The 24527-nt window shown below is 59.9% G+C and carries 22 protein-coding genes and 1 pseudogene; 17 read left to right on the top strand and 6 right to left on the bottom strand.

Translation table 11 applies throughout. The features are described from left to right. Positions 1 to 104 precede the first annotated feature (104 nt). Together FFS12_RS10035 and FFS12_RS10040 are read right to left on the bottom strand one after the other, a co-directional pair. Positions 105 to 473 (bottom strand): DUF5064 family protein, encoded by a 369-nt coding sequence (locus tag FFS12_RS10035; RefSeq protein WP_137886695.1) that lies wholly within the window; start codon positions 471 to 473, stop codon positions 105 to 107. 103 nt (positions 474 to 576) lie between these two features. Further along, positions 577 to 909: a DUF2288 domain-containing protein gene (locus FFS12_RS10040; protein ID WP_137886783.1), complete on the bottom strand. Its 333-nt coding sequence runs from the start codon at positions 907 to 909 to the stop codon at positions 577 to 579. A gap of 329 nt (positions 910 to 1238) precedes the next feature. On the opposite strand from FFS12_RS10040, the gene FFS12_RS10045 reads away from it, so the two are divergent. From FFS12_RS10045 to FFS12_RS10065, 5 genes are all read left to right on the top strand, one after another. Continuing rightward, positions 1239 to 2366 carry a branched-chain amino acid ABC transporter substrate-binding protein gene (locus FFS12_RS10045; protein ID WP_137886696.1) on the top strand — a complete coding sequence of 376 codons (1128 nt, stop codon included), beginning with the start codon at positions 1239 to 1241 and terminating at the stop codon, positions 2364 to 2366. Positions 2367 to 2750: 384 nt separating this feature from the next. After that, the gene (gene livH / locus FFS12_RS10050; RefSeq protein ID WP_137886697.1) at positions 2751 to 3674 is read left to right on the top strand and encodes a high-affinity branched-chain amino acid ABC transporter permease LivH; all 924 of its coding nucleotides are present in this window, start codon (positions 2751 to 2753) and stop codon (positions 3672 to 3674) included. Beyond that, on the top strand, positions 3671 to 4942 hold the full coding sequence (locus FFS12_RS10055) for a high-affinity branched-chain amino acid ABC transporter permease LivM (RefSeq protein WP_372239457.1): 1272 nt from the start codon (positions 3671 to 3673) through the stop codon (positions 4940 to 4942). The genes livH and FFS12_RS10055 overlap by 4 nt, the downstream gene beginning before the upstream one ends. After that, positions 4939 to 5706: a high-affinity branched-chain amino acid ABC transporter ATP-binding protein LivG gene (gene livG / locus FFS12_RS10060; protein ID WP_137818777.1), complete on the top strand. Its 768-nt coding sequence runs from the start codon at positions 4939 to 4941 to the stop codon at positions 5704 to 5706. Before FFS12_RS10055 ends, livG begins: the two co-directional genes overlap by 4 nt. Before the next feature lie 3 nt (positions 5707 to 5709). Next, positions 5710 to 6411: an ABC transporter ATP-binding protein gene (locus FFS12_RS10065; RefSeq protein WP_137886698.1), complete on the top strand. Its 702-nt coding sequence runs from the start codon at positions 5710 to 5712 to the stop codon at positions 6409 to 6411. Positions 6412 to 6625: 214 nt separating this feature from the next. Here FFS12_RS10065 and FFS12_RS10070 read toward each other — a convergent pair whose 3' ends face one another. After that, positions 6626 to 8623: an AAA family ATPase gene (locus FFS12_RS10070; protein WP_137886699.1), complete on the bottom strand. Its 1998-nt coding sequence runs from the start codon at positions 8621 to 8623 to the stop codon at positions 6626 to 6628. A 538-nt stretch (positions 8624 to 9161) separates the two neighbouring features. Between FFS12_RS10070 and FFS12_RS10075 the strand changes: the two genes are divergently transcribed. From FFS12_RS10075 to FFS12_RS10085, 3 genes are read left to right on the top strand one after another with little or no spacing between them, the layout of a single operon-like run. Further along, complete coding sequence (locus FFS12_RS10075) at positions 9162 to 10868, top strand: ATP-dependent endonuclease (protein WP_137886700.1); 1707 nt, start codon at positions 9162 to 9164, stop codon at positions 10866 to 10868. Further along, positions 10861 to 12294 (top strand): UvrD-helicase domain-containing protein, encoded by a 1434-nt coding sequence (locus tag FFS12_RS10080; protein WP_137886701.1) that lies wholly within the window; start codon positions 10861 to 10863, stop codon positions 12292 to 12294. Before FFS12_RS10075 ends, FFS12_RS10080 begins: the two co-directional genes overlap by 8 nt. 9 nt (positions 12295 to 12303) lie before the next feature. Beyond that, positions 12304 to 12966: a PIN domain-containing protein gene (locus FFS12_RS10085; RefSeq protein WP_137886702.1), complete on the top strand. Its 663-nt coding sequence runs from the start codon at positions 12304 to 12306 to the stop codon at positions 12964 to 12966. Positions 12967 to 13471: 505 nt separating this feature from the next. On the opposite strand, the gene FFS12_RS10090 is transcribed toward FFS12_RS10085, so the two are convergent. Together FFS12_RS10090 and FFS12_RS10095 are read right to left on the bottom strand one after the other, a co-directional pair. Beyond that, the gene (locus FFS12_RS10090; RefSeq protein WP_218568971.1) at positions 13472 to 14134 is read right to left on the bottom strand and encodes a hypothetical protein; all 663 of its coding nucleotides are present in this window, start codon (positions 14132 to 14134) and stop codon (positions 13472 to 13474) included. A gap of 359 nt (positions 14135 to 14493) precedes the next feature. Then, positions 14494 to 14817, bottom strand: a pseudogene (locus FFS12_RS10095) (tyrosine-type recombinase/integrase); the annotation flags it as partial. Positions 14818 to 15079: 262 nt separating this feature from the next. Here FFS12_RS10095 and FFS12_RS10100 point away from each other — a divergent pair. The 5 genes from FFS12_RS10100 (at position 15080) to FFS12_RS10120 (ending at position 19128) form a co-directional block, all read left to right on the top strand. Further along, positions 15080 to 16291 (top strand): SAM-dependent methyltransferase, encoded by a 1212-nt coding sequence (locus tag FFS12_RS10100; RefSeq protein ID WP_137886704.1) that lies wholly within the window; start codon positions 15080 to 15082, stop codon positions 16289 to 16291. A 293-nt stretch (positions 16292 to 16584) separates the two neighbouring features. Next, complete coding sequence (locus FFS12_RS10105; RefSeq protein WP_137886705.1) at positions 16585 to 16890, top strand: DUF2282 domain-containing protein; 306 nt, start codon at positions 16585 to 16587, stop codon at positions 16888 to 16890. Positions 16891 to 16928: 38 nt separating this feature from the next. Beyond that, positions 16929 to 17837 (top strand): DUF692 family multinuclear iron-containing protein, encoded by a 909-nt coding sequence (locus tag FFS12_RS10110; protein ID WP_137886706.1) that lies wholly within the window; start codon positions 16929 to 16931, stop codon positions 17835 to 17837. Continuing rightward, positions 17834 to 18622, top strand: coding sequence for a DUF2063 domain-containing protein (locus tag FFS12_RS10115; protein WP_137886707.1), 789 nt, complete (start codon positions 17834 to 17836; stop codon positions 18620 to 18622). Before FFS12_RS10110 ends, FFS12_RS10115 begins: the two co-directional genes overlap by 4 nt. Continuing rightward, positions 18619 to 19128: a DoxX family protein gene (locus tag FFS12_RS10120; RefSeq protein WP_137886708.1), complete on the top strand. Its 510-nt coding sequence runs from the start codon at positions 18619 to 18621 to the stop codon at positions 19126 to 19128. Before FFS12_RS10115 ends, FFS12_RS10120 begins: the two co-directional genes overlap by 4 nt. 51 nt (positions 19129 to 19179) lie before the next feature. On the opposite strand, the gene FFS12_RS10125 is transcribed toward FFS12_RS10120, so the two are convergent. After that, positions 19180 to 20088 (bottom strand): LysR family transcriptional regulator, encoded by a 909-nt coding sequence (locus tag FFS12_RS10125; RefSeq protein ID WP_137886709.1) that lies wholly within the window; start codon positions 20086 to 20088, stop codon positions 19180 to 19182. A 107-nt stretch (positions 20089 to 20195) separates the two neighbouring features. Here FFS12_RS10125 and FFS12_RS10130 point away from each other — a divergent pair, with 107 nt between their 5' ends. From FFS12_RS10130 to FFS12_RS10145, 4 genes are all read left to right on the top strand, one after another. Next, on the top strand, positions 20196 to 20795 hold the full coding sequence (locus FFS12_RS10130; RefSeq protein WP_137886710.1) for a short chain dehydrogenase: 600 nt from the start codon (positions 20196 to 20198) through the stop codon (positions 20793 to 20795). Between the two features lie 188 nt (positions 20796 to 20983). Beyond that, positions 20984 to 21655 (top strand): COG3650 family protein, encoded by a 672-nt coding sequence (locus tag FFS12_RS10135; protein WP_137886711.1) that lies wholly within the window; start codon positions 20984 to 20986, stop codon positions 21653 to 21655. A gap of 132 nt (positions 21656 to 21787) precedes the next feature. Beyond that, positions 21788 to 22786, top strand: a complete 999-nt coding sequence (gene gap, locus FFS12_RS10140; RefSeq protein ID WP_137886712.1) for a type I glyceraldehyde-3-phosphate dehydrogenase — start codon at positions 21788 to 21790, stop codon at positions 22784 to 22786. Positions 22787 to 22892: 106 nt separating this feature from the next. Next, positions 22893 to 24512 (top strand): NAD(P)/FAD-dependent oxidoreductase, encoded by a 1620-nt coding sequence (locus FFS12_RS10145; RefSeq protein ID WP_137886713.1) that lies wholly within the window; start codon positions 22893 to 22895, stop codon positions 24510 to 24512. The last annotated feature ends 15 nt before the right edge of the window (positions 24513 to 24527 follow it).

Consider the following 24527-nt stretch of genomic DNA (forward strand, 5'->3'; position numbering starts at 1 on the left):
ACCCTGCCATCTTAATTTTCCATACGAAAAGCAGCCCCATCTGGGTTTCACCAAAGAACGGCTCTATCCAGCCTACGGTCTGACAGCAACACAAACCTCAGAACTTAGAGGTCGCCCTTCAGCAGACGATCAAGGTCCACCGGTTCGCCGGAGTGGGCATGCAGTTTCGCGCGGATATCCTCGAACATCTCATCGAACTCTTTATGGTCGCGCAGGATCGGCCCAAATCTCGGGTGCAGGCCGTGCTTGGCCGCGATGCGCGTCGCGACGCTGGCGAAGTTGAAGGCCATGTCACGGCGCAACTCAAACTCTTCCTCGAAGGTCTTCCCCGCGACTTCACCGAGCATCCGGAAGTGCAGCAGCGCCCCCTCTTTAGGATCGTTACGTACCTCGTAGTAGAGGTCGATGGAAAACTCCGGCTGCCCGGCCAAGCCAGGCAAACCAGCGCGGTGCAGATGACCAGGTTCAAACATGACGGTGCTCCTAAGAATGGAGGACTCTCGGCTCTGTGCAGATCCGAGCGGTTCGCGGCACAGGGCTGCGCCGCTGGCAGCTTGAAGGTATCGGTAGGCCCGCTCAGTCTAGCCTGCCCTTGTGCAACTGGGGTTGCTCAGCTCGCTCCTGGATCAACACCCAGGGCGCCACCACCACTGCCCACAGCTTGGGGTCACGTGCCAACAAGTCTTCGGCACGCCGCTCTTCGACCTTACTGACCTGCTCTGCCGCAAGCCAAGCCGTGACTTTCGCCTGCTCGTTCTGCGCCACCGCCAGTGCGACTTCGACCAGATCCATAGTCGCACTGACCCACAGCAAGGCACCGCGGGCGAAGAACGGTTGCAGTTCCTGCCAACTGATCGGCGCCGTTTCTCCAAGCAGCTTGGCGTAGAGGGTGCTAGCTTGTTCTGGTATGGCGGGTTCTGTCATGGCGTGCTCTGTTGTGAATGGCTGAGGTTGTGAATGGCTGAATTGCAGACCGGCGCAATGATAGCCTCGGTCATCTGGCAAGCAAGCCGGCCTGACGCCGATAGTCGGCTGCGAGGCACGCCGTTTTTCTATACGTTTATTACATTTTAGCGACATCAGCCCTTGCATCCCTCCAGTAGCGGCTTTTCAAGGCACAAATCGGCGCTCTACACTGCGCCGGTACAGTTGCCGGGGGTATGACCGGGCTTTCTACCCGGTTCTGCAGCTTAGGCCGCCAGGACTAACAACAACGACAAACATAAGAGTGGAGCACTATGAACAAGGCTACTAAGCAGATTTCCAAACTGTTTGCCGCCATGGCTATGGCCGGCGTCGCTAGCTATTCACTAGCAGCTGACACCATCAAGATTGGTTTGGCAGGCCCGGTTACCGGTGCTGTTGCCCAGTACGGCGAGATGCAATTCGTCGGCGCCAAAATGGCCATCGAGCAAATCAACAAGGCCGGCGGGGTTAACGGCCAGCAGCTCGAAGGCCTGGTTTACGACGACGCTTGCGATCCGAAACAAGCCGTTGCCGTAGCCAACAAAATCGTCAACGACGAAGTCAAATTCGTGGTGGGTCACCTCTGCTCCAGCTCCACTCAGCCGGCGTCCGACATTTACGAAGACGAAGGCATTCTGATGATTACCGCGGCGTCCACCAGCCCAGACATCACCGCCCGCGGCTACCAACTGGTGTTCCGCACCATTGGTCTGGACAGCCTGCAGGGCCCAACCGCCGGCAACTTCATCGCCGATCACGTCAAGCCGAAGAAAGTCGCAGTTATCCACGACAAGCAGCAGTACGGCGAAGGTATTGCCACTTCGGTGAAACAGACGCTGGAAAGCAAAGGCGTCAAGGTGGCGCTGTTCGAAGGCATCAATGCCGGCGACAAGGACTTCTCCGCGATGGTCGCCAAGCTGAAACAAGCTGGCGTGGACTTCGTCTACTACGGCGGCTATCACCCGGAACTCGGCCTGCTGCTGCGTCAGTCGGCTGAGAAAGGCCTGAAAGTTCGCTTCATGGGCCCAGAAGGCGTGGGTAACAAAGAGCTGTCCGCGATTGCCGGCCCGGCTTCCGAAGGGCTGCTGGTGACCTTGCCGAAGTCCTTCGACCAGGACCCGAAAAACCAGGCGCTGGTCGCCGCCTTCAAAGCGAAGAACGAAGACCCAACCGGTCCGTTCGTGTTCCCAGCTTACGCCGCGGTACAAGTGATCGCCGATGGCATCAAGAAAGCCGGCGACACCGACACCGCCAAGGTAGCCGCCGCATTGCGCGCCAACACCTTCGCCACCCCAACCGGCGACCTCAGCTTCGACGCCAAGGGTGACCTGAAGGACTTCAGCTTCGTGGTCTATGACTGGCACGCCGACGGCACCAAGACCGAAGCCCCTCTTAAGTAACAAGAGGGCGTCCCGCCTGAACCCAAAGCCCACTGCACCTGCGGTGGGCTTTGTTTTAAGAGGTAACCGGGCGCAAGCTCAGCCACAAGCAATGAGCCAAAGCCCACGCGAAAGCCCTCAAAACCCCACACGCAAGCTAGATAGCAAGGCAGATTTGCCCAAGCAAATTTGAACGGCGCAAGCCGGCCCCGAGAGGGGCGAAGCATAGGATGTGCTTCGTGAAGGAGCCGAGTAACAACCGAAGCTCGCCTGCGTTACCACGCAAACGACATTTCCCACCACCCCGTGGGTCGCAGTACAGAATGTACCGCGCGGTTTGAACGAGGACCTGACGCCGCTCTCGAGTCGCACAACAGGTTTTGTAGGTTTTTCAGGAGAGTTGTGATGCCTGATATCTACCATTACTTACAACAGCTGGTTAATGGTCTAACCATTGGCAGCACCTATGCCCTGATCGCCATTGGCTACACCATGGTCTATGGCATCATCGGCATGATTAACTTCGCCCACGGCGAGGTTTATATGCTGGGCTCGTACATAGCCTTCATCGTCATTGCCGGACTGACCATGCTCGGTCTGGACAGCCTGCCACTGATCCTGATCGCCGCCTTCGCGGCCACCATCATCGTCGCCAGCGCCTACGGCTACAGCATCGAACGAGTCGCCTACCGGCCGCTGCGCGGCAGCAACCGGCTGATCCCGTTGATCTCGGCCATCGGCATGTCGATCTTTCTGCAGAACGAAGTCCTGCTCGCGCAGAACTCCAAAGACAAAGCGATTCCCAACCTGATCCCCGGCAACTTTGTATTCGGCGAGAGCACCATGAACGGTGTGGTGATCTCCTATATGCAAGTGCTGATCTTTATCGTGACCTTCCTGGTGATGCTCGGCCTGACCCTGTTCATCTCCCGCTCCCGTCTGGGCCGCGCCTGCCGCGCCTGCGCCGAAGACATCAAGATGGCCAACCTGCTCGGCATCAACACCAACAACATCATTGCCCTGACCTTCGTCATTGGCGCCACCCTGGCCGCCGTCGCGGCGGTACTGCTGGGCATGCAATACGGCGTGATCAACCCGAACCTGGGCTTCCTCGCCGGGATCAAGGCCTTCACCGCCGCGGTGCTCGGCGGCATTGGCAGCATCCCCGGCGCGATGCTCGGCGGGCTGGTGCTGGGTGTCGCCGAAGCCTTTGGCGCCGACCTGTTCGGCGACCAGTACAAGGACATAGTGGCCTTCGGTCTGCTGGTGCTCGTTCTGTTGTTACGGCCGACCGGCATCCTCGGCCGCCCGGAGGTGGAGAAGGTATGACTAGCGCGTCTATTAACAATCGGCTCAAGACCGCGTTTTTCAGCGCCCTGCTGGTGCTCGCCGTCGCCTACCCGATACTCGGCCTGAAGCTGACCATCGTCGGCATCGGCCTGGAGGTGCATGGTGCCAGCGCCATGACCCTGTGGGCCATTGGCGCCGGCGCGGTGGCGATGTTCTTCTGGCAGCTGTTCCGGGCGCAGATTGGCGCGGCCTGGGACAGCACGCCGAAGCTGCCGAGCGTACCAGTCAGCGTCAGCAACCGCCTGACTCTGCCCTCGACCCAACGCTGGGCGGTTCTCGCGGTGATCCTGCTCGGTCTGGTTTGGCCGTTCTTTGGCTCGCGAGGCGCGGTGGATATCGCCACGCTGATCCTGATCTACGTGCTGCTCGGCCTCGGCCTGAACATCGTCGTCGGTCTGGCCGGCCTGCTGGACCTGGGTTACGTCGGCTTCTACGCCGTCGGCGCCTATAGCTACGCGCTGCTCTCGCACTACTACGGCCTGGGCTTCTGGGTCTGCCTGCCGATCGCCGGGGGCATGGCCGCGCTCTTCGGTTTCCTGCTCGGCTTCCCGGTCCTGCGCCTGCGCGGGGATTATCTGGCCATCGTCACCCTCGGCTTCGGCGAGATGATCCGCCTCCTCTTGCGCAACCTGACCTGGCTGACCGGTGGCCCTAACGGCATCAGCAACATCGACAAGCCGACCCTGTTCGGCCTGAGCTTCGAGCGTAAAGCCGCCGAAGGCCTGCAAACCTTCCACGAGTATTTCGGCATTGCCTACAACTCGGTGAACAAGGTGATCTTCCTCTACCTGGTGGCCCTGCTGCTGTCGCTGTTCGCCCTGTTCGTGATCAACCGCCTGCTGCGCATGCCGCTGGGGCGGGCCTGGGAAGCGCTGCGCGAGGATGAAATCGCCTGCCGCGCACTCGGCCTCAACCCGACCGTGATCAAGCTCTCGGCCTTTACCCTGGGCGCGTGCTTCGCCGGTTTCGCCGGCAGCTTCTTCGCCGCGCGCCAGGGCTTGGTGACCCCGGAGTCGTTCACCTTCCTCGAATCGGCGACCATTCTCGCCATCGTAGTGCTCGGTGGGCTCGGCTCTCAGTTGGGGGTGATTCTGGCGGCGATCGTGATGATCCTGTTGCCCGAACTGATGCGCGAGTTCAGCGAGTACCGCATGTTGATGTTCGGCGCCATGATGGTTCTGATGATGATCTGGCGTCCGCAGGGGCTGATGCCCATGCAACGCCCCCACCTGGAGCTGCGCCAATGAGCCGCCCGATTCTCGAGGTAAGCGGCCTCACCATGCGCTTCGGCGGCCTGCTGGCCGTCAACGGGGTGGGCCTGACGGTAAAAGAAAAGCAGGTGGTCTCGATGATCGGCCCGAACGGCGCCGGCAAGACCACCGTGTTCAACTGCCTGACCGGTTTCTACCCGCCCACCGCCGGCAGCATCCTGCTCGATGGCGAGGCGATCCAGGGCCTGCCTGGCCACCAGATCGCCCGCAAGGGCGTGGTGCGGACCTTCCAGAACGTACGTTTGTTCAAGGAAATGACCGCGGTGGAGAACCTGCTGATCGCTCAGCATCGGCACCTCAACACCAACTTCCTCGCCGGCCTGTTCAAGACCCCGGGGTTCCGCAAGAGCGAGCACGCGGCGATGGAGTTCGCCGCGCATTGGCTGGAGCAGGTCAACCTGACCGAGGTGGCCAACCGCCCGGCCGGCACCCTGGCCTATGGTCAGCAGCGCCGCCTGGAAATCGCCCGCTGCATGATGACCCGCCCGCGCCTGCTGATGCTCGACGAACCGGCTGCCGGCCTCAACCCCCATGAGACGGAAAACCTCAAGGCGCTGATCGCGATGTTGCGCGATCAGCACAACGTCACCGTGCTGCTGATCGAGCACGACATGAAGTTGGTCATGAGCATTTCCGACCACATCGTGGTGATCAACCAGGGCACGCCCCTGGCCGACGGCACACCGGAGCAGATTCGCGGCAATCCGGACGTGATCAAAGCCTATCTGGGGGAGGCGTAACCTATGTTGTATTTCGATAACGTTTCCACCTTCTACGGCAAGATCCAGGCGCTGCATGGCGTCAGCGTGCAAGTGCAGAAAGGCGAAATCGTCACCCTGATCGGCGCCAACGGCGCCGGCAAGTCGACCCTGCTGATGACCCTCTGCGGCTCGCCGCGAGCGGCCAGCGGCAGCATACGCTACCAGGGCGAGGAGCTGATCGGCCTGGAGTCCTGCGACATCATGCGTAAAAGCATCGCCGTGGTACCGGAGGGCCGGCGCATCTTCGCCCGCCTGACGGTGGAAGAGAATCTGGTGATGGGCGGCTTCTTTACCGACAAAGCCGACTATCAGCAGCAGTTGGACAAGGTGCTGCAACTGTTCCCGCGCCTGAAAGAACGCTTCAATCAGCGCGGCGGCACCATGTCCGGCGGCGAACAGCAGATGCTCGCCATCGCTCGTGCGTTGATGAGCAAGCCGCAGCTGTTGCTGCTCGACGAGCCCTCTCTGGGCCTGGCTCCGCTCATCATCCAGCAGATTTTCGAGATCATCGAACAGCTGCGCAAAGATGGCGTGACGGTGTTCCTGGTCGAGCAGAACGCCAACCAGGCGCTGAAACTCGCCGACCGCGCCTATGTGCTGGAGAACGGTCGGATCGTCATGCAGGGCAGCGGTGAGGCCCTACTCAGCGACCCGAAGGTGCGCGACGCCTACCTCGGCGGCTAAGCCCCCCTCCCCTTGCCGGCCCTGCCGGCAAGGGTTCCCTTCCGACAGAAGCGTCTTCGATGCCTTGCTCAATGGCTGGAAGCGACCCATTGCAGTCAGTCGCAGAATCGGGTGGATAAGAAAGCGTTGCCCCCGTAGCGCAAGTCAGCGTAGGGGGACAACCGCGAAGCGTTTTCCACCAATGGTCATCCAAGCTACTTCGCTTAAGTCAGCGTTATAAGGCGCTGCCAATTGCTTCGAAAAGAGCATTAAACCGAGCGAGGGTATCTGAGTCGAGTTGCTCGGGGGGGGAAGTGGAGAAGGCTGCGGCCACTGCGTAATGGTTAAAGCCGCCTGATGGACGCACATTGATTTTTTTTGTTTCTAGAGCGCGCTCAATGCGATACACGATACGGTCGCCGGCAGGAAGATCCGATTCGAGGATGGGCGTACCATTTAATGCTTTCGCATAAACCTTGTTGAAGTAGCCAAGGTAAAGCACAGGATTGAACAAGTCTTCGATATCACTTGGAACACTGTCCTGACCGATGCTTGCTGGGTCGCGGAACTGCGATGCGTTGAATACTGATTTTTTTGCCAGCAGCTTTTGTTGAATTAGTCCATCAAGCTTTTGCTCCGGCTTCCCGCTGTAATCGTGCAACACCGCGAGGTCAAGACCGTTTGCCCCCAGCAGTGATACGAAAGTCGCGACGTTGTTGAGGCCGCCTACCGGAACGATAGTAACGTCTTCCGGTAGACCCTTGCCGCCACTCGCTTCAACCAGCGCGGATGCAGCTTGAAGGTAGGCAAGCTCCGAAGGACCTTCAACCAACAAGTTTCGCTTTGCGATGAACAGATTCTGCGCAAGATTCCAGCCTAGAGCGGCTTGCAGCGGAAAGATTGTTCGCGCATCAGATCCCGAAAGGTTATCGGAGATCACGGTCCCTATAGTCGCCTTATCCTCGACGACTCGTACTTGGTGTAGGCGGTCCGAGTGCACCATGAAAGGTGAATGCGTGGTGTAGATCACTTGGTGATCTTCGGCCAATGCATCGATATAGCGTAGGAAGTCGGCTTGAGCCAAGGCGTGCAGTGCAAGGCCGGGTTCGTCAAGAAGCAGTACTAGCTGATTGTGTTTGGCTGCGCCAGAGGGATCAAGCTGCTGCTGAACACTGTCGAACCAGACGAGGAAACTGAAGAACCAAATGAAGCCTCGGCTACGCTGATCAAACGGTGTTGTCACACCACGATGGCGACGGTTCTTGATGCGTAAATACAGGTTGGGACCGTCGTTGAACGGTGCTTCATCAGTCGCGTCAGGCCGGATATCTACCTCGACCTCGAGGTCTTCATTCTGCTTCCAAAACTCCAGTACCTGATCAGTCAGGCTGATCGATACAGCTTCGACCTTGGCTTTGAGTTCTTCATAGCCTGTGCTGCCTGAAAAATCACCTATATCTACGTCAGCCATGCGTAGCAGGGCGAGTACTGCTTGGTGCTTCGGCTGGATCTGTTTGGATGCATTGTTTGAATCAGCCTTGGCGTTCGCGACTCGAGTAGCGAGATCTTTTAGGTTCAGTTTGCCGGGAAGCAAATCGTAGTCACTAAAGTAAAGAAATTTAGGAAGCTTACTTGAGAGGTGCCCCCAAACCTCATACTGCACGACGTTTGCCCAATCCGATTTTTCAACCTGTGCCTTAAGGTCTGCTAAGAACGCATCATCCGCGTCGTTGCGGTCGATGCCATTCAACTGATCAAGGGCATCTCTTAGGGTTAAAGCTTTTTTAATGGCAGCCACCGCGTCACTGCTGAGACCGCTAGTGCTGGCCAGTGCAGCTATTACCGGGGCCTCATCTACGTTGATGCTGATGGTCTTTGAGTTGTTGTACAGATAGGAAATTGAAAATGTGAAGCCTGGTTTAATGGCTGTGTTGAGATCAGTGTTGATCTCATCAATTTCTTCTTGGTCTAGCTGATAGGTCAATGCAACAGCAGTCTCAGGTTTTTCCGCATGGCGCCTCATGTAGGACGTGTAGTCTTTGCGCGGATAGTCATCAGTGGGATTAAATTTTTCGCGACCCAGTGCATCTTGAGCTTTATGCAACGCTTTGAGGAACACGGTCTTTCCGGCTTCGTTCATACCCACCAGAACGGTGACATCTCGATCAATGTCAACATCTTGAGCAGCATTGATAGAGCGGAACGGCCCAACCTTCGCAGATATTAAATTCACTGTGACTCTCCCTGTGCTGATCACTGGATATTCAAGAAAACTGAGAGCGTACAGTAAGCGCTAGCATTGCCATAGAGGGTGGTCGCGATAGGGAATTGCTGTTGCAATGAGGTATCAGCTATCGGCAAGGGGAGTCCAGTTGGTGGGTACGTTGGGTTTCAGGATGAACACCACCTTGCCTAGGATCGCGGGGGGAAAGGGGGCTGATATATTTATGCGGCGAAAATCTTCGTACGTCCGTTTTTGGCCGAACTGAGCCGGTCACGGCCGGTTCAGAACGCCCCAAAGCGGCCGGTTGCAAAGGACAGGAACCGGCCAAAAGCAGCCGTCGGCAGGCGTAAAATACGGCCCTTCAACATTGGGCATGAGTAGCGGCTGCAAGCATGTCGTGGTGCGTCTTGTTTCTCGCGTCCCAAGATGAATCTATGATGGGGATGAGGGCGAAAGGCTGTCCTTGCTGTGCTCAGGAGAGCCAGTCGGAGCGCTACATCAAGAGTTCGCCCGTTTTCATGGGTGAAGTTATGGGGGACGTTGCTCGGTGAAAATTAGAAAGATAACGATCAAGAACTTTCGTGGGGTGAAGGAGCTTGACTGGACCCTTCCAACAGCCGACATCTTCTGCCTCATAGGGAAAGGCGATTCTTCCAAGTCAACCATCTTGGAAGCAATCCGATATGCGTTCTACCCCCAATGGAATCTCACCCTCAGCGACTCGGACTTCTATCAATGCAAGGTTGAGAATTCCATCGCCATCGAGGTCACGATTGGCGACCTGGTTGAAGAATTCTGCTCGCTCAACAAGTACGGCAACCACCTCCGGGGCTGGGACGCAGCAGCACTGGAGCTCACGGACGAGCCGGATGACCATCTGGAGCGTGTTTTGACCGTGCGACTAACGGTTGAGAAGGATTTGGAACCGAAGTGGATCGTGGTCTGTGACCGCTGTCCCGAAGGTGTTCCGTTCAAGCAAGCCGACAGAAACAAAATCAGTGTGGGTCTCATCGGTGCATACAGTGAGAGGCAGCTTTCGTGGGCGACTGGAACCGCGCTGGCCAAGCTGACTGAAGCACAGAGCCTGAATGAACTGTTGGCGAACGCCTCAAGAACTGCCAGAAACTCGTTGGACGTTGACCGGCCTGTCACCCTTAAGAACTTTGACGCTGCGGCTGAGAAGTCGCAGGAGATGGCCAAGCTGCTGGGTGTCCCCGTATTGGACACCTACAAGGCTCACCTCGATCTGACCTCCATAAACCTGAAGGTGGGCGGACTGGCCCTGCATGACGGCGACATGCCGCTGCGTCAGTTGGGCCTTGGATCGCGCCGCATGCTTCTGTGTGGCATTCAGACGGTGGGCCTGGAAGAAGGCCATATCACCTTGTTCGATGAGGTGGAGTTTGGCTTGGAGCCGCATCGGATCACCCGTCTGATCAAGCACATTAGAGAAGACAGGCGCGGGCAGTACTTCCTCACGACCCATTCGCCAATCGTGCTGCGCGAACTCACAGTGCAAGAGCTTCACATCGTTCACAACAAGAGTGGTGTGGTTCAGATCATTTCTGCTGCCAAAGAGGGCCTTGAAGAGCACGAGATGCAGGGGAAGATTCGGTCAAGCACCGAAGCATTTCTGGCGAAGAAGGTTGTGGTGTGCGAAGGCGCTACAGAGGTCGGCTTCCTAAGAGGCTTTGACGACTACCAGGTAGAGAACAAGAAGGATCCGTTTTCCTTCCACAGCGTAGCGCTGCTAGATGCGAGGGGAGCCAGCAAGGTGAAGGCACTTGCGATGGCTTTCAAATCGCTTTGCTATGAGGTGTCGGTGCTCGCTGATGGCGACGCTGAGGATCAGTTTTCTCCCGCCGATGAGGCAGAGCTTGTTAAGTTGGGAGTTCCGGTCCAGGTGTGGAGCGACAAGCTTTCACTGGAAGAGCGGGCTTTCCAAGATCTGCCGTGGGCCAACGTGTTGGTCAGTGTGAAGCTCGCTCAAGATGAGCTGGGCCTCTCTGCGCACGACCAGGTGCGATCCAGGTTTCTCGAAGAGCTGGACAAGGATATTGGCACGTGGAAGGACAGTCCCAAGCTACGGACTGCCATCGGTGTTACGGCGAATAAGTCCAAGTGGTTCAAGGACACCACCCGAGGCGACCTATGGTTCAAGGCTATAAGCCCGGCCTTCCAAGACGCGGCCTTCGGCAAGACGAACCTTGCGATTGAACTCGGCAACCTATGGGCTTGGGCAGAGCATGTCTGAGCAGTTGGCAATCAAGCTCAACGACTGCACAACCAAAGGGTATGTGATCGCGCCTGCTGGGTATGGAAAGACGCATCTCATTGCATTGGCAGTGGGGGCGTCTAGCGGCAGGCAACTGATCTTGACCCACACCTTTGCGGGCGTGAACTCGATCAAGACCAAGATGACCGCACTTGGTGTTCCTGCCTCCAAATATCAGGTGGACACGATTGCAAGCTGGTCGCTGCGCCTTTGCTTGGCTTACCCCAAGACTTCGGGGTGGAAGTCGGAAAACCCGACCAGCAAGCAGTGGAACAAGCTTTATGAGTGCTGTTCTGGTTTGCTGGGGAAGAAGTTCATTCGTCATGTCGTAGCAGCCACCTACGCTGGCGTCTATGTAGACGAGTATCAGGACTGTTCCGATCTGCAGCACTCATTGGTCTGCGCCTTGGCAGAGTTCCTGCCCAGCCGGATCCTGGGCGATCCCATGCAAGCCATCTTTGACTTTGACGAAGGCAAGCCTGTGGACTGGGATGCAAGCATCTATCCCTCTTTCGGATGTCTGGGGCAGTTGGAGACTCCTTGGCGGTGGGAGAAAGCGGGGGAGCCAAAGCTTGGTGCCTGGCTGAAGGAGGCGCGAAAGAAAATAGAACAGGGCCAGAAGATTGACCTGCTTGGCGAGCGGCCACCCAGTGTGGTTCGTGTCTACACCAGTCGCGAATACCTCGCTTCAAAACAGTATTCATCGCTCTGTGATCTGCTGGGTCACAACGAGAGTGTGATTGCTCTGCATGGTGGGGATCAGCAGTCCAAGAACAAGACTCACCTCTTGGCCAAAACCATGGCAGGCCGGTTTTCCTCCATTGAAGAAGTTGAAGGTAAGGTTCTTCACTCGTTCCTCAAGAAGTTCGGAGCCGCGAAGACCGTCCAGACAGGCTTCCTTCTCGCATTGGAGTTTGCGAAGAAGTGCTTCACTGGCGTGGGCGACGCATTGACGGCCGGCACCAAACGAGGCGAAGTGGCGAAACAAAGTAAAGGGACCAAGTACCCCTTGGTCTTGCATGCAGCAAATGCATACCTGAACAACCCAACCAGCAGCCACCTCAAGTCATTCTTCCTGGCGTTGAAGGCTAACCCAGAGACGTCGGCCTATCGTCGTGACCTACTGTATCGCTTCCTCAGCGTGCTGAAGATACACATTGACGGTGAAGGGGCAACTCTCTCAGAGGCTGCAAACATGTACCAGCGCGAGATGAGGCAAACGGGACGGCCTATCAGCCACCGAAAGCTCATCGGGACAACGCTGCTGGTCAAAGGCCTAGAATATGATCATGCGGTCATCCTCGATGCGGACGTACTTAACGCCAAGGATCTGTATGTCGCGATGACTCGTGGAGCGAAGTCCCTCACCATCATTGGGACGGGCAGATACTTGCCAGCGAAGTAATCTGACGCCATGACCAAGAAGCTCTTACTCGTTGATCTGGAGAACAAGCACAAGGTGGATTTGTCCCCCTTGGACGAGAGCTACAGGGCCATCATCTTCGTGGGTGCCAATCAGCACCCACCTAAGGCCGCAAAGAGGCCTGCTACGGCCCACAGGTTCAGTCGGGTGGACTTCCTGAAGATCTCAGGGGCAGGGAAGAACGCCTTGGACTTCCACATTGCCTTTGAGCTTGGCCGGACCTTTGAGAGAGCTCCAGATACCCAGTGCTTCGTCCTGAGTGGCGACAAGGGCTTCGATCCGCTTCTGAATCACCTTAATGCCAATGGCATGAGTTGCCGCCGTGTTGAGAGCATTGCTGAGCTTGTTCCTGCCAATGTGGTGCCAGTGGTGGCTCCAGACCTGGTGGTCTGCCCTAACTGCAAGACTGCCAGCACAATTGAGCACCATGGAGGTCACTGGTGCAGCAACTGCGGGAGGTTTGCCACTCCACCTGATTCCAAGCTACTGCCGTCCAACTTAAAGGGCTACAGGGAGCCAGACCGGTTCAGATACGAGGACAATGCCATTTACTCGGAATGCGGCTGGTGCCATCAAAGAACAGACATGACAGGTGGAATCTACGATGACGGCGAGTGGATGTGTGGAGGGTGTATAGCTCGCTATACCCGTTGATTAGAACCTCCAGCCTTCGCGTTGAATTTGCCCTTTCGATGAATGGCGGTTCAGGGTCGGCTCCGCTCATTCGCGACCAGCAGCTATCGGCCAAAAGCGGACTGGCCTGTCTCTGACAGAAGAACTTCACTTTAGGCTTGGAGGTATCTACGAAGCTAGCGGCGATTCACTGCTCCCAGTGTTTCCGTGACAGGGGGGTGCTAGACTTCTAGCCGAGATCTAGCACCCCAAGCGTTGCACCACCACAGCCCTGACCAGTCAAGACTCGACCCTCAGCTGGTCCAGGGCTTTAATTTTGAGGGCATCGAGGTGGGCGGATTGGCACTCGATGCCCCTAGCTCTTCTCATCTTTGTCCGCATACGGCCTCCTATCGTCCGGTCGTCAGCATCGCGTTGCACCACCACAGCTCTAACCAGTCAAGACTCGACCCTCAACTGGTCCGGGGGTCTTAATTTGAGGGCACCGAGGTGGGTGGATCGGCACTCGGTACCCTTAGCTCTTCTCCTACGCATTTGCTTTCGTCCTCCTGATCCGCTTGGGTTTAGTTGGTGGAGCTGGTGGAGGTGGGGCAGGAACGGAATTCTTTGCTGCTTCAGCAGCAACTGCGGCGGCGGCGGCTGCTCGCTCTGCCTCCCAATGGCCGCGGATAGCCTCTAGATCTCCGTAGGCGCCGATCTCGGGAAGTCGCTCAATGAAACGGCTGTAGAGACCATCCTGAACCAAGCTGTGGGTTCGCATCCATTCAACTGCTGCGTTAGGGTTTGTGAGCATCACGTAGTGAAATTCGCCTGACGCCCCTGGCTTAGTAACGATGAACTGCAGTTCACGAAGTTTCTTCATTCGGCGGCGCCAGGTATCCACAGCGCGCTCACCGAGAAACCCCGCCTCAGCGGCAAACGTGCTGGGGTTTTCGATAGTGATCACGGGATGATCTGGCGATCGAGCCCATAGACAAAACAGTACATGCCCGGCAGGTTGTCCCTTTGACTGGGCGTCGATGGCTTGCATTGCAATGGGGAGGGTTCGAGGGATCGTGCTAAACCCATCGTGGGTCTTGCGCGTCCATTTCCAAGCGTCTGAAATGTTTGGGAAGTGCACCAGCATCAATTGCTGAGCCCGCTCCGACATCGTCAAACGGCGCTTTGCTGATTGTTTAGCGTTGGCCATTTCTTAGCCCTAATCCGATTTCTGTTGAGCCCAGTTTCCCGGTATCCGCTGACCATGACAAACCGTCATTAGACGCTCATATCCTGCATCTTCAAGTATGTGAATGGACGATACAGGCCATTCACATACGTGATTTAAGGCTATATCAGGTAGCTGAATTCCGCGATATCGCGCATAAAAAATCTATAACATACTGAAATGCATAATTTTATTTTTGTTATTCGGTGCTCTGTGTGCTGATCGTACTCAGCGTGCTCGATGTCCTCACCGTGCTATAGGGTGTAGGGTGTGGGAAGAGGGGCGCCGAAGTTCGTAGATAGACCCAATTATTTTTGTGATCGGGTGCCTGATCGCTGCCATCAGTGGCGAACTTTGACGGTGGGGGACTCTTCCGGCCGCTGCTGCCGGCGATCATAAATTCGGAGTGTGCTGATATTGGCATGGCCCAGCCATGCCTGAACCTTGGCAATGTCGGCCTCGCGCTCCAGGACATTGGTAGCGGCCATGGCCCGCAGGTCGTGCACGCCCAGACCGGCGACCTCGATGCCGGCGGTCTTCGCGTAACTACCCACCAGGACATAGATGCCATTGGCGCTGATGCCGGCGTCGGTCGATTGACCACGCAACGGCACAAACAGCGGCGCCTTGCCGTTGACCAGGCGATGGCCGGACATTTCCAGATAGCTAACCGCACCTCTCAGATGTCCGCATTTGGCCGATTGCCGCCTATCACGCCAAGCCACAAGTCCTAGGATCGACGCTCAATCGCCCTGGCTCCCGCCAACGAAGAATTACCCCGCGCCAGCGTAGCCTTCGCAATAGAGCGCCATCCAGTCGGCACCCCCACAACCAAATAAGCCCGCGCCAGGCGCCGCGGAAAAACCTAAAATAGCCGCAACCCTTATTCCGCCCCCGCAATCAGAGCGCTCGCTCGAGGCCCCCGTCATGTCAGTCGATTCCCTGCCCGCCACCACCACGAACGATCAGCGTGCGCAGTTTCTGGCGCGACTGGAAACCAGCCTCACGCAGAACACCTTCGTCAAACTGGTGCTGGCCAAATACCGTGGCGACGAGGTGGATCTGCAGCGCGTGGTCGCGCGCCTGGTCACGGTTCGCGAGCAGCCGTGCCTGTCCTTTGTCTACAACTACAAGACCCGCGACATCACCAAGAACCTGCCGGTAACTGAGGCCCTTGCCTGCATTGCCGACTTGCTGCCTGCGGCGTTCAAGAATGCCCACCTGCTGTCGCTGACCGATGAGATCCAGTTGGTGTTCGGCAAGAAGGACAAGAGCAGTCTGTTTGTCGGCCAGGCCGTGCAGCGTGAGGCGCCCAGCGCCGAACACAACCGCGAGAAGAAGCGCTTTCTCGAGCTGAACCGGCCGTTTCTGGCGGATCTGGGGGTGACCACCGCCAAGCATGAATTGATCCCGGCGATGGCGCGCAAGTGGAAGCAGATCAACAAGTTCATCGAGGTGTTTTCCCACGCCCTGAGCGCCTCGCCCTTGCGCCAGGATCAAGCCATCCATGCCGCCGACTTCGGCTCGGGCAAAGGCTATTTGACCTTCGCCATGCACGACTACCTGCGCAGCAGCCTGGGGCTGAACGCGACGGTTACCGGGGTGGAGTTGCGCCAGGACATGGTCAAACTGTGCAACGCCGCCGCCGCGCGCCTGGAGCAGCCGGGCCTGTCCTTTCAGCACGGCGATGTGCGCACCTATACGCCCGCGGCCATCGACATCATGATCGCCCTGCACGCCTGCGATGTGGCCACCGATTACGCGATCCACCTGGGCATCCGCAGCGGCGCCGCCATCATCATGTGTTCGCCCTGCTGCCATAAGCAAATACGCCCACAGATGCACAGCCCGGCGCTGCTGCGGCCCATGCTGCAATACGGCGTACACCTGGGGCAGGAGGCGGAGATGGTCACCGACAGCCTGCGCGCCTTGTTGCTGGAAGCCTGCGGTTATGACACCAAGGTGTTCGAGTTCGTGTCACTGGAGCACACCAACAAGAACAAGATGATCCTCGCGGTGAAACGCGCCGAGCCGGTTAACCCGGCCGAGCTGCTGGAGAAGATCCAGGGGATCAAGAGCTTCTACGGCATCGACGAGCATTGCCTGGAAACGCTGTTGAAGGCCGACGGCCGTCTTTAACGCAGGCCGAGAGGTTGTTACCGAACCGTCCACCCATGGCTAGGCAGACCACCGCGTGCCGGCCGCCCATGCCGAAGCCGAAGCCGAAGCCGAAATCGGCCGATTATTTGGCCATTTTCAAATTGCGCTGTAACAAAGCCGGCGTAGCCCTCTCTACATGGCTAGGCGAGCGACATGGCCCCGGTACGATCGACGCGGCATTGCAGCCATTGCGGTCTAGGCTGCGTAGAAGTACCAGACCCGCTCGATATAAGCCTGGACTCCACCACCCATCCCTGAAAAGAGAACACATGATGAAAACCACTTCCACCAGCCCCCTTCAAGCGGCAGCCCTGGCACTGGCTCTGGGCAGCGCACTGACCATCGCCGCCGCGCCGCTCACGGCTCAGGCCGCCGACACCGAGAAATGCTTCGGCGTGGCGCTCAAAGGCAAGAACGATTGCGCCGCGGGTGCTGGCACCACCTGTGCCGGCACCGCGAAAAAGGACCATCAGGGCAACGCCTGGAAGCTGGTGCCCAAGGGCACTTGCGAGAAGACCGCCGTGCCAACTTCGCCGACCGGTTTCGGCCAGCTCCAGGCCTACAAGGAAAAGGCCTGATCGCCCCAGGCCCTGGTTGATGACGAAGTGTGCAGACGATGAAGTTTGATTCGCCGTCCCTCGCCGCGCAGCGCGCTGCACCCGCGTGCGCGGCCAGCCTGCCCGCACGCGCCGGGCTGGGGCTCAAGCCCCAGCATTTCCGGGAAATACTCGAGACCGCGGCCGACATCGGCTTCTTTGAAATACATGCGGAGAATTACATGGTGGCAGGCGGCCCCTTCCACCACTTCCTCGGCCTGATCCGCGCCCGCTACCCGCTGTCGCTGCACGGTGTGGGCCTGTCCATCGGTGCCGAAGGGCCGCTCGATGAAAGCCATCTGGATCGTCTCGCCGCACTTATCGAGCGCTATGAGCCCCAAGCGTTTTCCGAACACCTGGCCTGGTCCAGCCATGGCGAGCTGTTTCTCAACGACCTGCTCCCCGTCGCGTACGACGAGGCCACACTGAGCCGCGTCTGCGAGCATATCGACCGGGTGCAGACCCGCCTGCAACGCCCCATGCTGCTGGAGAACCCGGCCACCTACGTCGAGTTTGCCCACTCGAGCATGGATGAGGCGGCCTTTATCGCCGAGATAGTCCGGCGCAGCGGTTGCGGCCTGCTGCTCGACGTCAACAACGCCTATGTGTCCAGCATCAATCACCACCGCGATGCGCTCGCCTACATCCGTGCCCTGCCCTTGAGCGCTGTGGCCGAGATTCATTTGGCCGGTTTCGCCGAGGATATCGATGGCGCCGGCGACCGCCTGCTGATCGATAGCCACGGCGCCGCGGTCGATAGCGCGGTGTGGGCACTCTATGCGCAGGTGCTGCAGCTGATCGGCCCGACACCAACGCTGATCGAGCGCGACAACCAGGTGCCGGCCCTGGAGGTGCTGCTCGCCGAGGCGCGCCAGGCCGAACGCCTGCTGCACGAGCCGCCGGCGAACCGGCCGCAGGTGCTGGCATGAACACTCAGTCCGCCTTCGCCGCCGCCCTGCTCGACCCCGCCCGGCCCTGCCCGAGCGGTCTGACAGCCTGGAACGGCTCGGACCCGGCCAGCCGCTTCGCGGTCTATCGCAATAACCTGTTCAATTCGCTGATCGACGCCCTGGCGGACAGCTATCCGGTGGTCCACGAGCTGGTGGGCGAGACCTTCTTTCGCGCCATGGCCCATGCCTACGTGCAGGTCCATCCGCCGCGCTCGCGCCTCCTGGTCCGTTATGGCGAGCACTTCGCAGCCTTTATCGAGGGCTTCGAGCCCGCCCGCAGCCTGCCCTACCTGGCCGACGTGGCGCGCCTCGAAGCCCTGCGCGTGCAGGCCTACCATGCCGCCGACCGCGCGCCATTGGCGGTGCAGGAGATCGCCGCCGCGCTGGCGGCACCGGAATGCCTGGGCGAACTGCGGTTCCAGCTGCACCCCTCGCTCGGCGTGCTCGGTTCGGCCTTTGCGGTGGTTTCGCTGTGGGCGGCCCATCAGGGCGAGCTGGCGCTCGAGAGCGTCGACCCGCTGCAGCCGGAATACGCCCTGGTGCTACGCAGCGATCTGCAAGTCATGGTCATCGCCGTGCCGACCGGCAACGCGCAGTTCATCCGCTGCCTGCAACAGGGCATGACGCTGGGTCACGCCGCCGAACAGGCACAAGCCGCCGAGGCCGCCTTCGACCTGAGCGCCTGCCTGGCCCTGCTGATCCGCGCGGGCGCCATCAGCCATTTGCACCAGCCTCTCCAGACCAGCACAAGGCCACCGCTATGAACGCTCCCGCACGGCTCGAAACCGCCGCATTTCCCGCCCGCCTGATCGGCAGGCTCATCGACCTGTGCCAGGCTATCCCGCACAGCCTGATCGCCTTCCTCGGACGCTTTTCCATCGCCGCGGTGTTCTGGAAATCCGGGCAGACCAAGATCGAAGGCCTGGCCATCGACCTGGTGTCCGGGACCTTCGAGCTGGGCGTACCGCGGCTGGCCGATTCGACCATTCCGTTGTTTAGCAGTGAGTACCAGCTGCCCCTGGTCTCACCCGAACTGGCGGCGCACCTCGCGGCGTTCGGCGAGCACCTGTTCCCCGTGCTGATCCTGCTCGGCTTCGCCACGCGCTTCTCGGCGCTGGCCCTGTTCGGTATGACGCTGACGATCCAGCTGTTCGTCTACCCGGACGCCTACCCGACCCACGGCACCTGGGCCGCCGTACTCCTCTACCTGGTCGCCCGCGGGCCCGGAGCCCTGTCTATCGACCACCTCATCGCCAAGCACTACCGCTAGCCTGCTCGCTCCTACAAGAGCGAAGGTACTGGAGGCAGGTCCGCTCCGCCCCTAAAGGCCATCCAGCGCCCGTCGGCTCTGCTCGAACCAGGCCAGCAGATATTCCACCAGCACCTGCGTACGCCTGGGTAGCCCGCTCTGGTAGGGGTGCACCAGAAACACCGGGGTGCTGCGGGTCTGATAATCGCGCAGCAGCCAGACCAGGCTGCCGTTCGCCAGTTCCTTGTGCAGCAGGTAGGACGGCAGGCGGGCGATGCCGGCGCCGGCCAGCGCGGCCTTCTTCAGCAGGCTGTAGTGATTGCTCGCCAAGGGCCCCGTCACCCGCACCCGCGACAGTTCGTGCTGGCGGTGGTACAGCCACTCCTCAGGGCCGCTGTAGTGACTGTTCAGCAAACAGACATGGGTACTCAGGTCCTCTGGCAGCGCGGGCTCGCCGTGTCGCTGCAGATAGCTCGGGCTGGCGCAGGTCAGCTCCTGCATGGCGAACAACGGCCGCGCCACCAGCCGATCATCCGCCTGCAAACCGGAGCGAATCGCCAGATCGAAGCCATCGCTCAGCAGATCGCGATACCCATTGTTCAGCTCCAGTTCGATCCGCACCTGGGGATAGCGCTGGGAGAAGTCCAGCAGCAGCGCATCGAAGAAGGTTTCGCCGAGGGACACCGGCACCGTGATCCGCACCGTGCCGGCCGCCTCATCCTTGAGCCGCGCCAGGGTCTGCCGTGCGCGCATGGCCTGGGCGGTCAGCGCCTGGGCTTCCGGCAGCAGCGCGGCGCCGGCGGCGGTCAGGGAAAGCCGGCGCGTGGTGCGGTGCAGCAGGGTCATGCCCAGCCCTTGCTCCAGCAGGCGGATACGCTTGGACAGCTGCCCCTTGCTGCAACCCAGGCGCTCGGCGGCGCGGGTAAAGCTGCCGACCTCGAGCAGCGTGGCAAAGGCGGCCAGATCATCCATCTCGCTCAAGACTGTTTCCTATTGAGAACCAAAGGTTTCTGATTAGCCGGATTATCGGCGACAAATCGCACTCTACACTGAACCTCGTCGTAATCACTTTATCCAGGAGCACGTCCATGAGAGTCCTTTTGATCGGCGCCAGCGGCACCATCGGCAGAGCTATCGACCACGAGCTGAAAGACCGCCACGAAATCGTTCGGGTCGGCCACTCCAGCGGCGACTACCAGGTGAATATCACCGACAGCCGGTCCATTCGCGCCCTCTTCGAGAAAGTCGGCCCCTTCGATGCGCTGGTCAGCGCCGTCGGCAAGCTGCACTTCGGCGCGCTGGCAGAAATGACCGAGAAGGAATACGCCATCGGTCTCAAAGACAAGCTGATGGGCCAGGTCAACCTGCTGCTGATCGGCCGTGAATTCATCAATGATGGCGGCTCCTTCACCCTGACCTCCGGCATCCTCAGCGAGGACCCGATCCGCGCCGGCAGTTCGGCGAGCATGGTCAACGCCGCCGTCAACGGCTTCGTCCGGGGCGCCGCGATCGAGCTACCGCGCGGCCTGCGGGTGAATGCGGTGAGCCCGAATGTGCTGGTCGAGTCGATGGGCAGCTATGGGCCATTCTTCCGCGGCTTCAAACCGGTGCCGGCGGCGGAGGTGGCGCTGGCTTACGCAAAAAGCGTGGAAGGTGCCCAGACCGGACAGGTCTACCGCGTCGGCTGATCGGCTCATGCGCTCGCCGGCATAACAGACCGGCGAGCGAGCGGGCGGCCGACGATCGACCCGCACGCGAAAGCCCTCTTCGCGCGCTGGCGCCGCGTAGACACCTTTGCACCGGATCATCTGCCGCTCCACCCTTGTGATCGTCTATCCGCGTGGGTAACGTGGCCGCACTTGCCAGGAGACCCACGATGCGTGCTGCCCGTCCCTTATTGTTTGCCTTACTACCGCTGCTCGCCAGTTGCCAAATGTTCGGCGAGCAACCGACCACGCCAACGGCCAGCGTGGTGCGTCTGCAAGGTGAGCTAAGCGTCAGCGCCGGCCAGCTACTGTTGCGTCCCTGTCGAGAACAACGCCGCTTCGTGATCAACGACAGCGGCCACACCGGCCTGTTGCAAGAAGCGGCGGCACTGCTGGACGGCGGCAAGGGCCCACTGTTTGCCGACCTGCGCGGCAGCCTCGGCAGCAGTCAGGTGACCGGCGTCGATGGTCAACTGAACCTCGACCAACTGTATCGCGTACAGCACGAAGGGCATAGTTGCGACGACCCTAACTTCAAGCACCTGACCCTGCGCGCCAGCGGCCATGAACCCGACTGGAGCCTGAGCGTCAGCGGCAAAGGCCTGGTGCTCGAGCGCCCAGGCCAAGAAGCGCAGGCCCTGCCCTACCTGGAAGAACAACTGCCGGACGGCCGCTTCAACCTCACCAGCGAAGCCAATGGCCAACGCCTGGAGCTGTGGGTGGCCCCGCAGCGCTGCGCCGATGGCATGAGCGGCGCGGTGCAGCACCTGTTTGCCGAGCTGCGCCTGAATGGCAAAACTCAACGCGGCTGTGCCTACTACGGCGGCGCACGCAACGACTGAAGGGCGCATGGCCCGCTCCTACAGGTTTTGCGTTTTTCCAATGCTGAAACCGAGACCTTTTGCCACAGTTCCAAGCGCAGCCTGACGCCGAGCCGCCTAAGCTGAGAGCAACACCACCGCAGGAGACACCCTATGCTGCGTATTGCTCTCAATGGTTATGGCCGTATCGGCCGCGCAGTTTTACGCGCCCTATTCGAACGGGGCTTGGAACACAAAATTCGTATCGAAGCGATCAACGATCTGGGCGATCAGCAGACTCTGGCGCACTTGACCCGTTTCGACTCCACCTTCGGTCGCTTCCCCGGCCATGTCAGCCTGATCGATGAACATCTGTTGGTGAACGGTCAGCCGATCAAGCTGCTACAGGAACGCGATCCGGTCAATCTACCTTGGGCCCAGCTTCGTGTGGATGTGGTGCTGGAGTGCTCCGGTAAGCTGAAAAAACGCGCCCAGGTGGAACACCATCTCACCGCCGGCGCCCCCCGGGTATTGCTCTCGCACCCCTTGGAAAGCGCCGATCTCACCGTGGTCTACGGGGTCAATCATGACCTCCTGGGTAGCCAGCAAATCGTCTCCAATGCCTCCTGCACCACCAACTGCCTGGCGCCGCTGGCCATGGTGCTGCACCAGGCGGTCGGCATACGGCAGGGCCTGATCAATACGGTGCACGCTTACACCAATGACCAGAACCTGCTGGATAAGGCGCATGGCGATCTCTATCGCGCTCGCGCCGCGGCGCTGTCGATGATCCCCACCAGTACCGGCGCGGCTAAGACCATCGGCCTGATCTTGCCGGAACTGGCGGGGCGTCTCGATGGCCTGTCCGTCCGTGTGCCAACGCCAGACGTCTCGCTGCTCGACCTGACCTTCAGCGCCGAACGGCCAACCACCCGCGAAGCGGTCAATGCCGCGCTGCAACAAGGCGCGGCGCAACTGCCCGGCGGCGTGATGGAATGCAACGCGCTCCCGCTGGTGTCCAGCGATTTCAGCGGTTACCCAGTCTCCTGCGTGGTCGACCTCAGCCACACCCATGTGCAGGGCGAGCTGGTCAAGGTGCTGGCCTGGTACGACAACGAGTGGGCTTTCGCCAACCGTATGCTCGATGTGTTGCTGGCCTGGCTGAAGCCTTGAGCCTGTTAGCCGACCGCCTGGCTCCGACGGCTGATCAATCACGGGTATAATCGCCGCCTCGTGAAAAGCTGCCGGGTTGCCTCCGGCCCTGATACTGGACTGCCTCATGCTACGCATCACCGAACTCAAGCTGCCGATCGATCACCCGGAAGAGGCCTTGCGCCCCGCCATCGTGCAGCGTCTGGGCATCGCCGACAGCGACCTGCTGGACTTCAGCCTGTTCAAACGCAGCTACGACGCGCGCAAGAAATCCGCCGAGCTGTGCTTTATCTACACCATCGACCTGACGCTGCGCGATGAAGCCGCGCTGCTGGCCAGGTTCAGCGCTGACCGGCACATCAACGTCGCCCCCGACACCGCTTACAAGCCCGTCGGCCAGGCGCCTGTGGAGTTGGCCAACCGGCCGCTGGTGGTCGGTTTCGGCCCTTGCGGGATTTTTGCCGCGCTGCTGCTGGCGCAGATGGGGTTCCGACCGATCGTCCTCGAGCGCGGCAAAGAGGTGCGCCAGCGCACCAAAGACACTTGGGGCCTGTGGCGCAAGAGCGTGCTGAACCCGGAATCGAACGTGCAGTTTGGCGAGGGCGGCGCCGGCACCTTCTCCGACGGCAAGCTCTACAGCCAGATCAAGGACCCGAAACACCTCGGCCGCAAGGTGTTGCATGAGTTCGTCAAAGCCGGCGCGCCGGAAGAGATTCTCTACGTCAACAAACCGCACATCGGCACCTTCCGTCTGACCGGCGTGGTCGAGCACATGCGCCAGCAGATCGAGGCGCTGGGCGGCGAAATCCGCTTCGAGCAGCGGGTCACCGATGTGCTGATCGAAGACGGTCAGCTACGCGGCGTGGAACTGGCCAGCGGCGAGCAGATTCGCAGTGAGCATGTGGTGCTCGCCCTCGGCCACAGCGCCCGCGACACCTTCCGCATGCTGCACAGCCGCGGCGTGTACCTGGAGGCCAAGCCGTTCTCGGTGGGCTTCCGCATCGAACACCCGCAATCGCTGATCGATCGGGCACGCCTGGGCAAGTTCGCCGGCCACCCGAAACTCGGCGCCGCCGACTACAAGCTGGTGTATCACGCGAAGAATGGCCGCTCGGTCTACAGCTTCTGCATGTGTCCGGGCGGCACTGTGGTGGCGGCCACCTCGGAACCGCATCGGGTGGTCACCAACGGCATGAGTCAGTACTCGCGCAACGAGCGCAACGCCAACGCCGGCATCGTCGTCGGCATCACCCCGGAAGTGGATTATCCGGGTGGACCATTGGCTGGGGTCGAGCTGCAGGAGCGTCTGGAGTCCCACGCCTTCGTCCTCGGCGGCAGCACCTATAAAGCGCCTGGGCAGTTGGTCGGCGACTTTATCGCCGGCAAAGCGACCACCGCACTGGGCAGCGTCGAGCCTTCGTACAAGCCCGGCGTGCACCTGGTCGACCTGGCCACGGCACTGCCGAGCTTTGCCATCGAGGCGATCCGCGAGGCACTGCCGGCGTTCGACCAACAGATCAAAGGCTTCGCCATGCACGACGCGGTGCTGACCGGCATCGAGACCCGCACCTCCTCGCCGCTGCGCATTACCCGTGGCGAAGACTTGCAGAGCCTCAACGTCAGAGGCCTGTTCCCCGCGGGGGAAGGCGCCGGCTATGCCGGCGGGATTCTCTCGGCCGGGGTCGACGGGATTCGCGTGGCCGAAGCGCTGGCGCGCAATATCCTCGGCCTCAGCGCTAACGCTTAACGCTACCAAGGGCGC

The sequence above is a fragment of the Pseudomonas sp. 2FE genome (assembly GCF_005503735.1).
In the GTDB taxonomy this organism is placed as follows: Bacteria; Pseudomonadota; Gammaproteobacteria; order Pseudomonadales; family Pseudomonadaceae; genus Aquipseudomonas.

Coding starts and splice junctions, on each gene's coding strand:
- livH (WP_137886697.1), top strand. CDS start 2,751: ATGCCTGATATCTACCATTACTTACAACAGCTGGTTAATGGTCTAACC.
- FFS12_RS10045 (WP_137886696.1), top strand. CDS start 1,239: ATGAACAAGGCTACTAAGCAGATTTCCAAACTGTTTGCCGCCATGGCT.
- FFS12_RS10145 (WP_137886713.1), top strand. CDS start 22,893: ATGCTACGCATCACCGAACTCAAGCTGCCGATCGATCACCCGGAAGAG.
- FFS12_RS10090 (WP_218568971.1), bottom strand. CDS start 14,134: ATGGCCAACGCTAAACAATCAGCAAAGCGCCGTTTGACGATGTCGGAG.
- FFS12_RS10065 (WP_137886698.1), top strand. CDS start 5,710: ATGTTGTATTTCGATAACGTTTCCACCTTCTACGGCAAGATCCAGGCG.
- FFS12_RS10080 (WP_137886701.1), top strand. CDS start 10,861: ATGTCTGAGCAGTTGGCAATCAAGCTCAACGACTGCACAACCAAAGGG.
- FFS12_RS10135 (WP_137886711.1), top strand. CDS start 20,984: ATGCGTGCTGCCCGTCCCTTATTGTTTGCCTTACTACCGCTGCTCGCC.
- FFS12_RS10085 (WP_137886702.1), top strand. CDS start 12,304: ATGACCAAGAAGCTCTTACTCGTTGATCTGGAGAACAAGCACAAGGTG.
- FFS12_RS10130 (WP_137886710.1), top strand. CDS start 20,196: ATGAGAGTCCTTTTGATCGGCGCCAGCGGCACCATCGGCAGAGCTATC.
- FFS12_RS10055 (WP_372239457.1), top strand. CDS start 3,671: ATGACTAGCGCGTCTATTAACAATCGGCTCAAGACCGCGTTTTTCAGC.
- FFS12_RS10100 (WP_137886704.1), top strand. CDS start 15,080: ATGTCAGTCGATTCCCTGCCCGCCACCACCACGAACGATCAGCGTGCG.
- FFS12_RS10035 (WP_137886695.1), bottom strand. CDS start 473: ATGTTTGAACCTGGTCATCTGCACCGCGCTGGTTTGCCTGGCTTGGCC.
- FFS12_RS10110 (WP_137886706.1), top strand. CDS start 16,929: ATGAAGTTTGATTCGCCGTCCCTCGCCGCGCAGCGCGCTGCACCCGCG.
- FFS12_RS10115 (WP_137886707.1), top strand. CDS start 17,834: ATGAACACTCAGTCCGCCTTCGCCGCCGCCCTGCTCGACCCCGCCCGG.
- FFS12_RS10120 (WP_137886708.1), top strand. CDS start 18,619: ATGAACGCTCCCGCACGGCTCGAAACCGCCGCATTTCCCGCCCGCCTG.
- FFS12_RS10105 (WP_137886705.1), top strand. CDS start 16,585: ATGAAAACCACTTCCACCAGCCCCCTTCAAGCGGCAGCCCTGGCACTG.
- gap (WP_137886712.1), top strand. CDS start 21,788: ATGCTGCGTATTGCTCTCAATGGTTATGGCCGTATCGGCCGCGCAGTT.
- livG (WP_137818777.1), top strand. CDS start 4,939: ATGAGCCGCCCGATTCTCGAGGTAAGCGGCCTCACCATGCGCTTCGGC.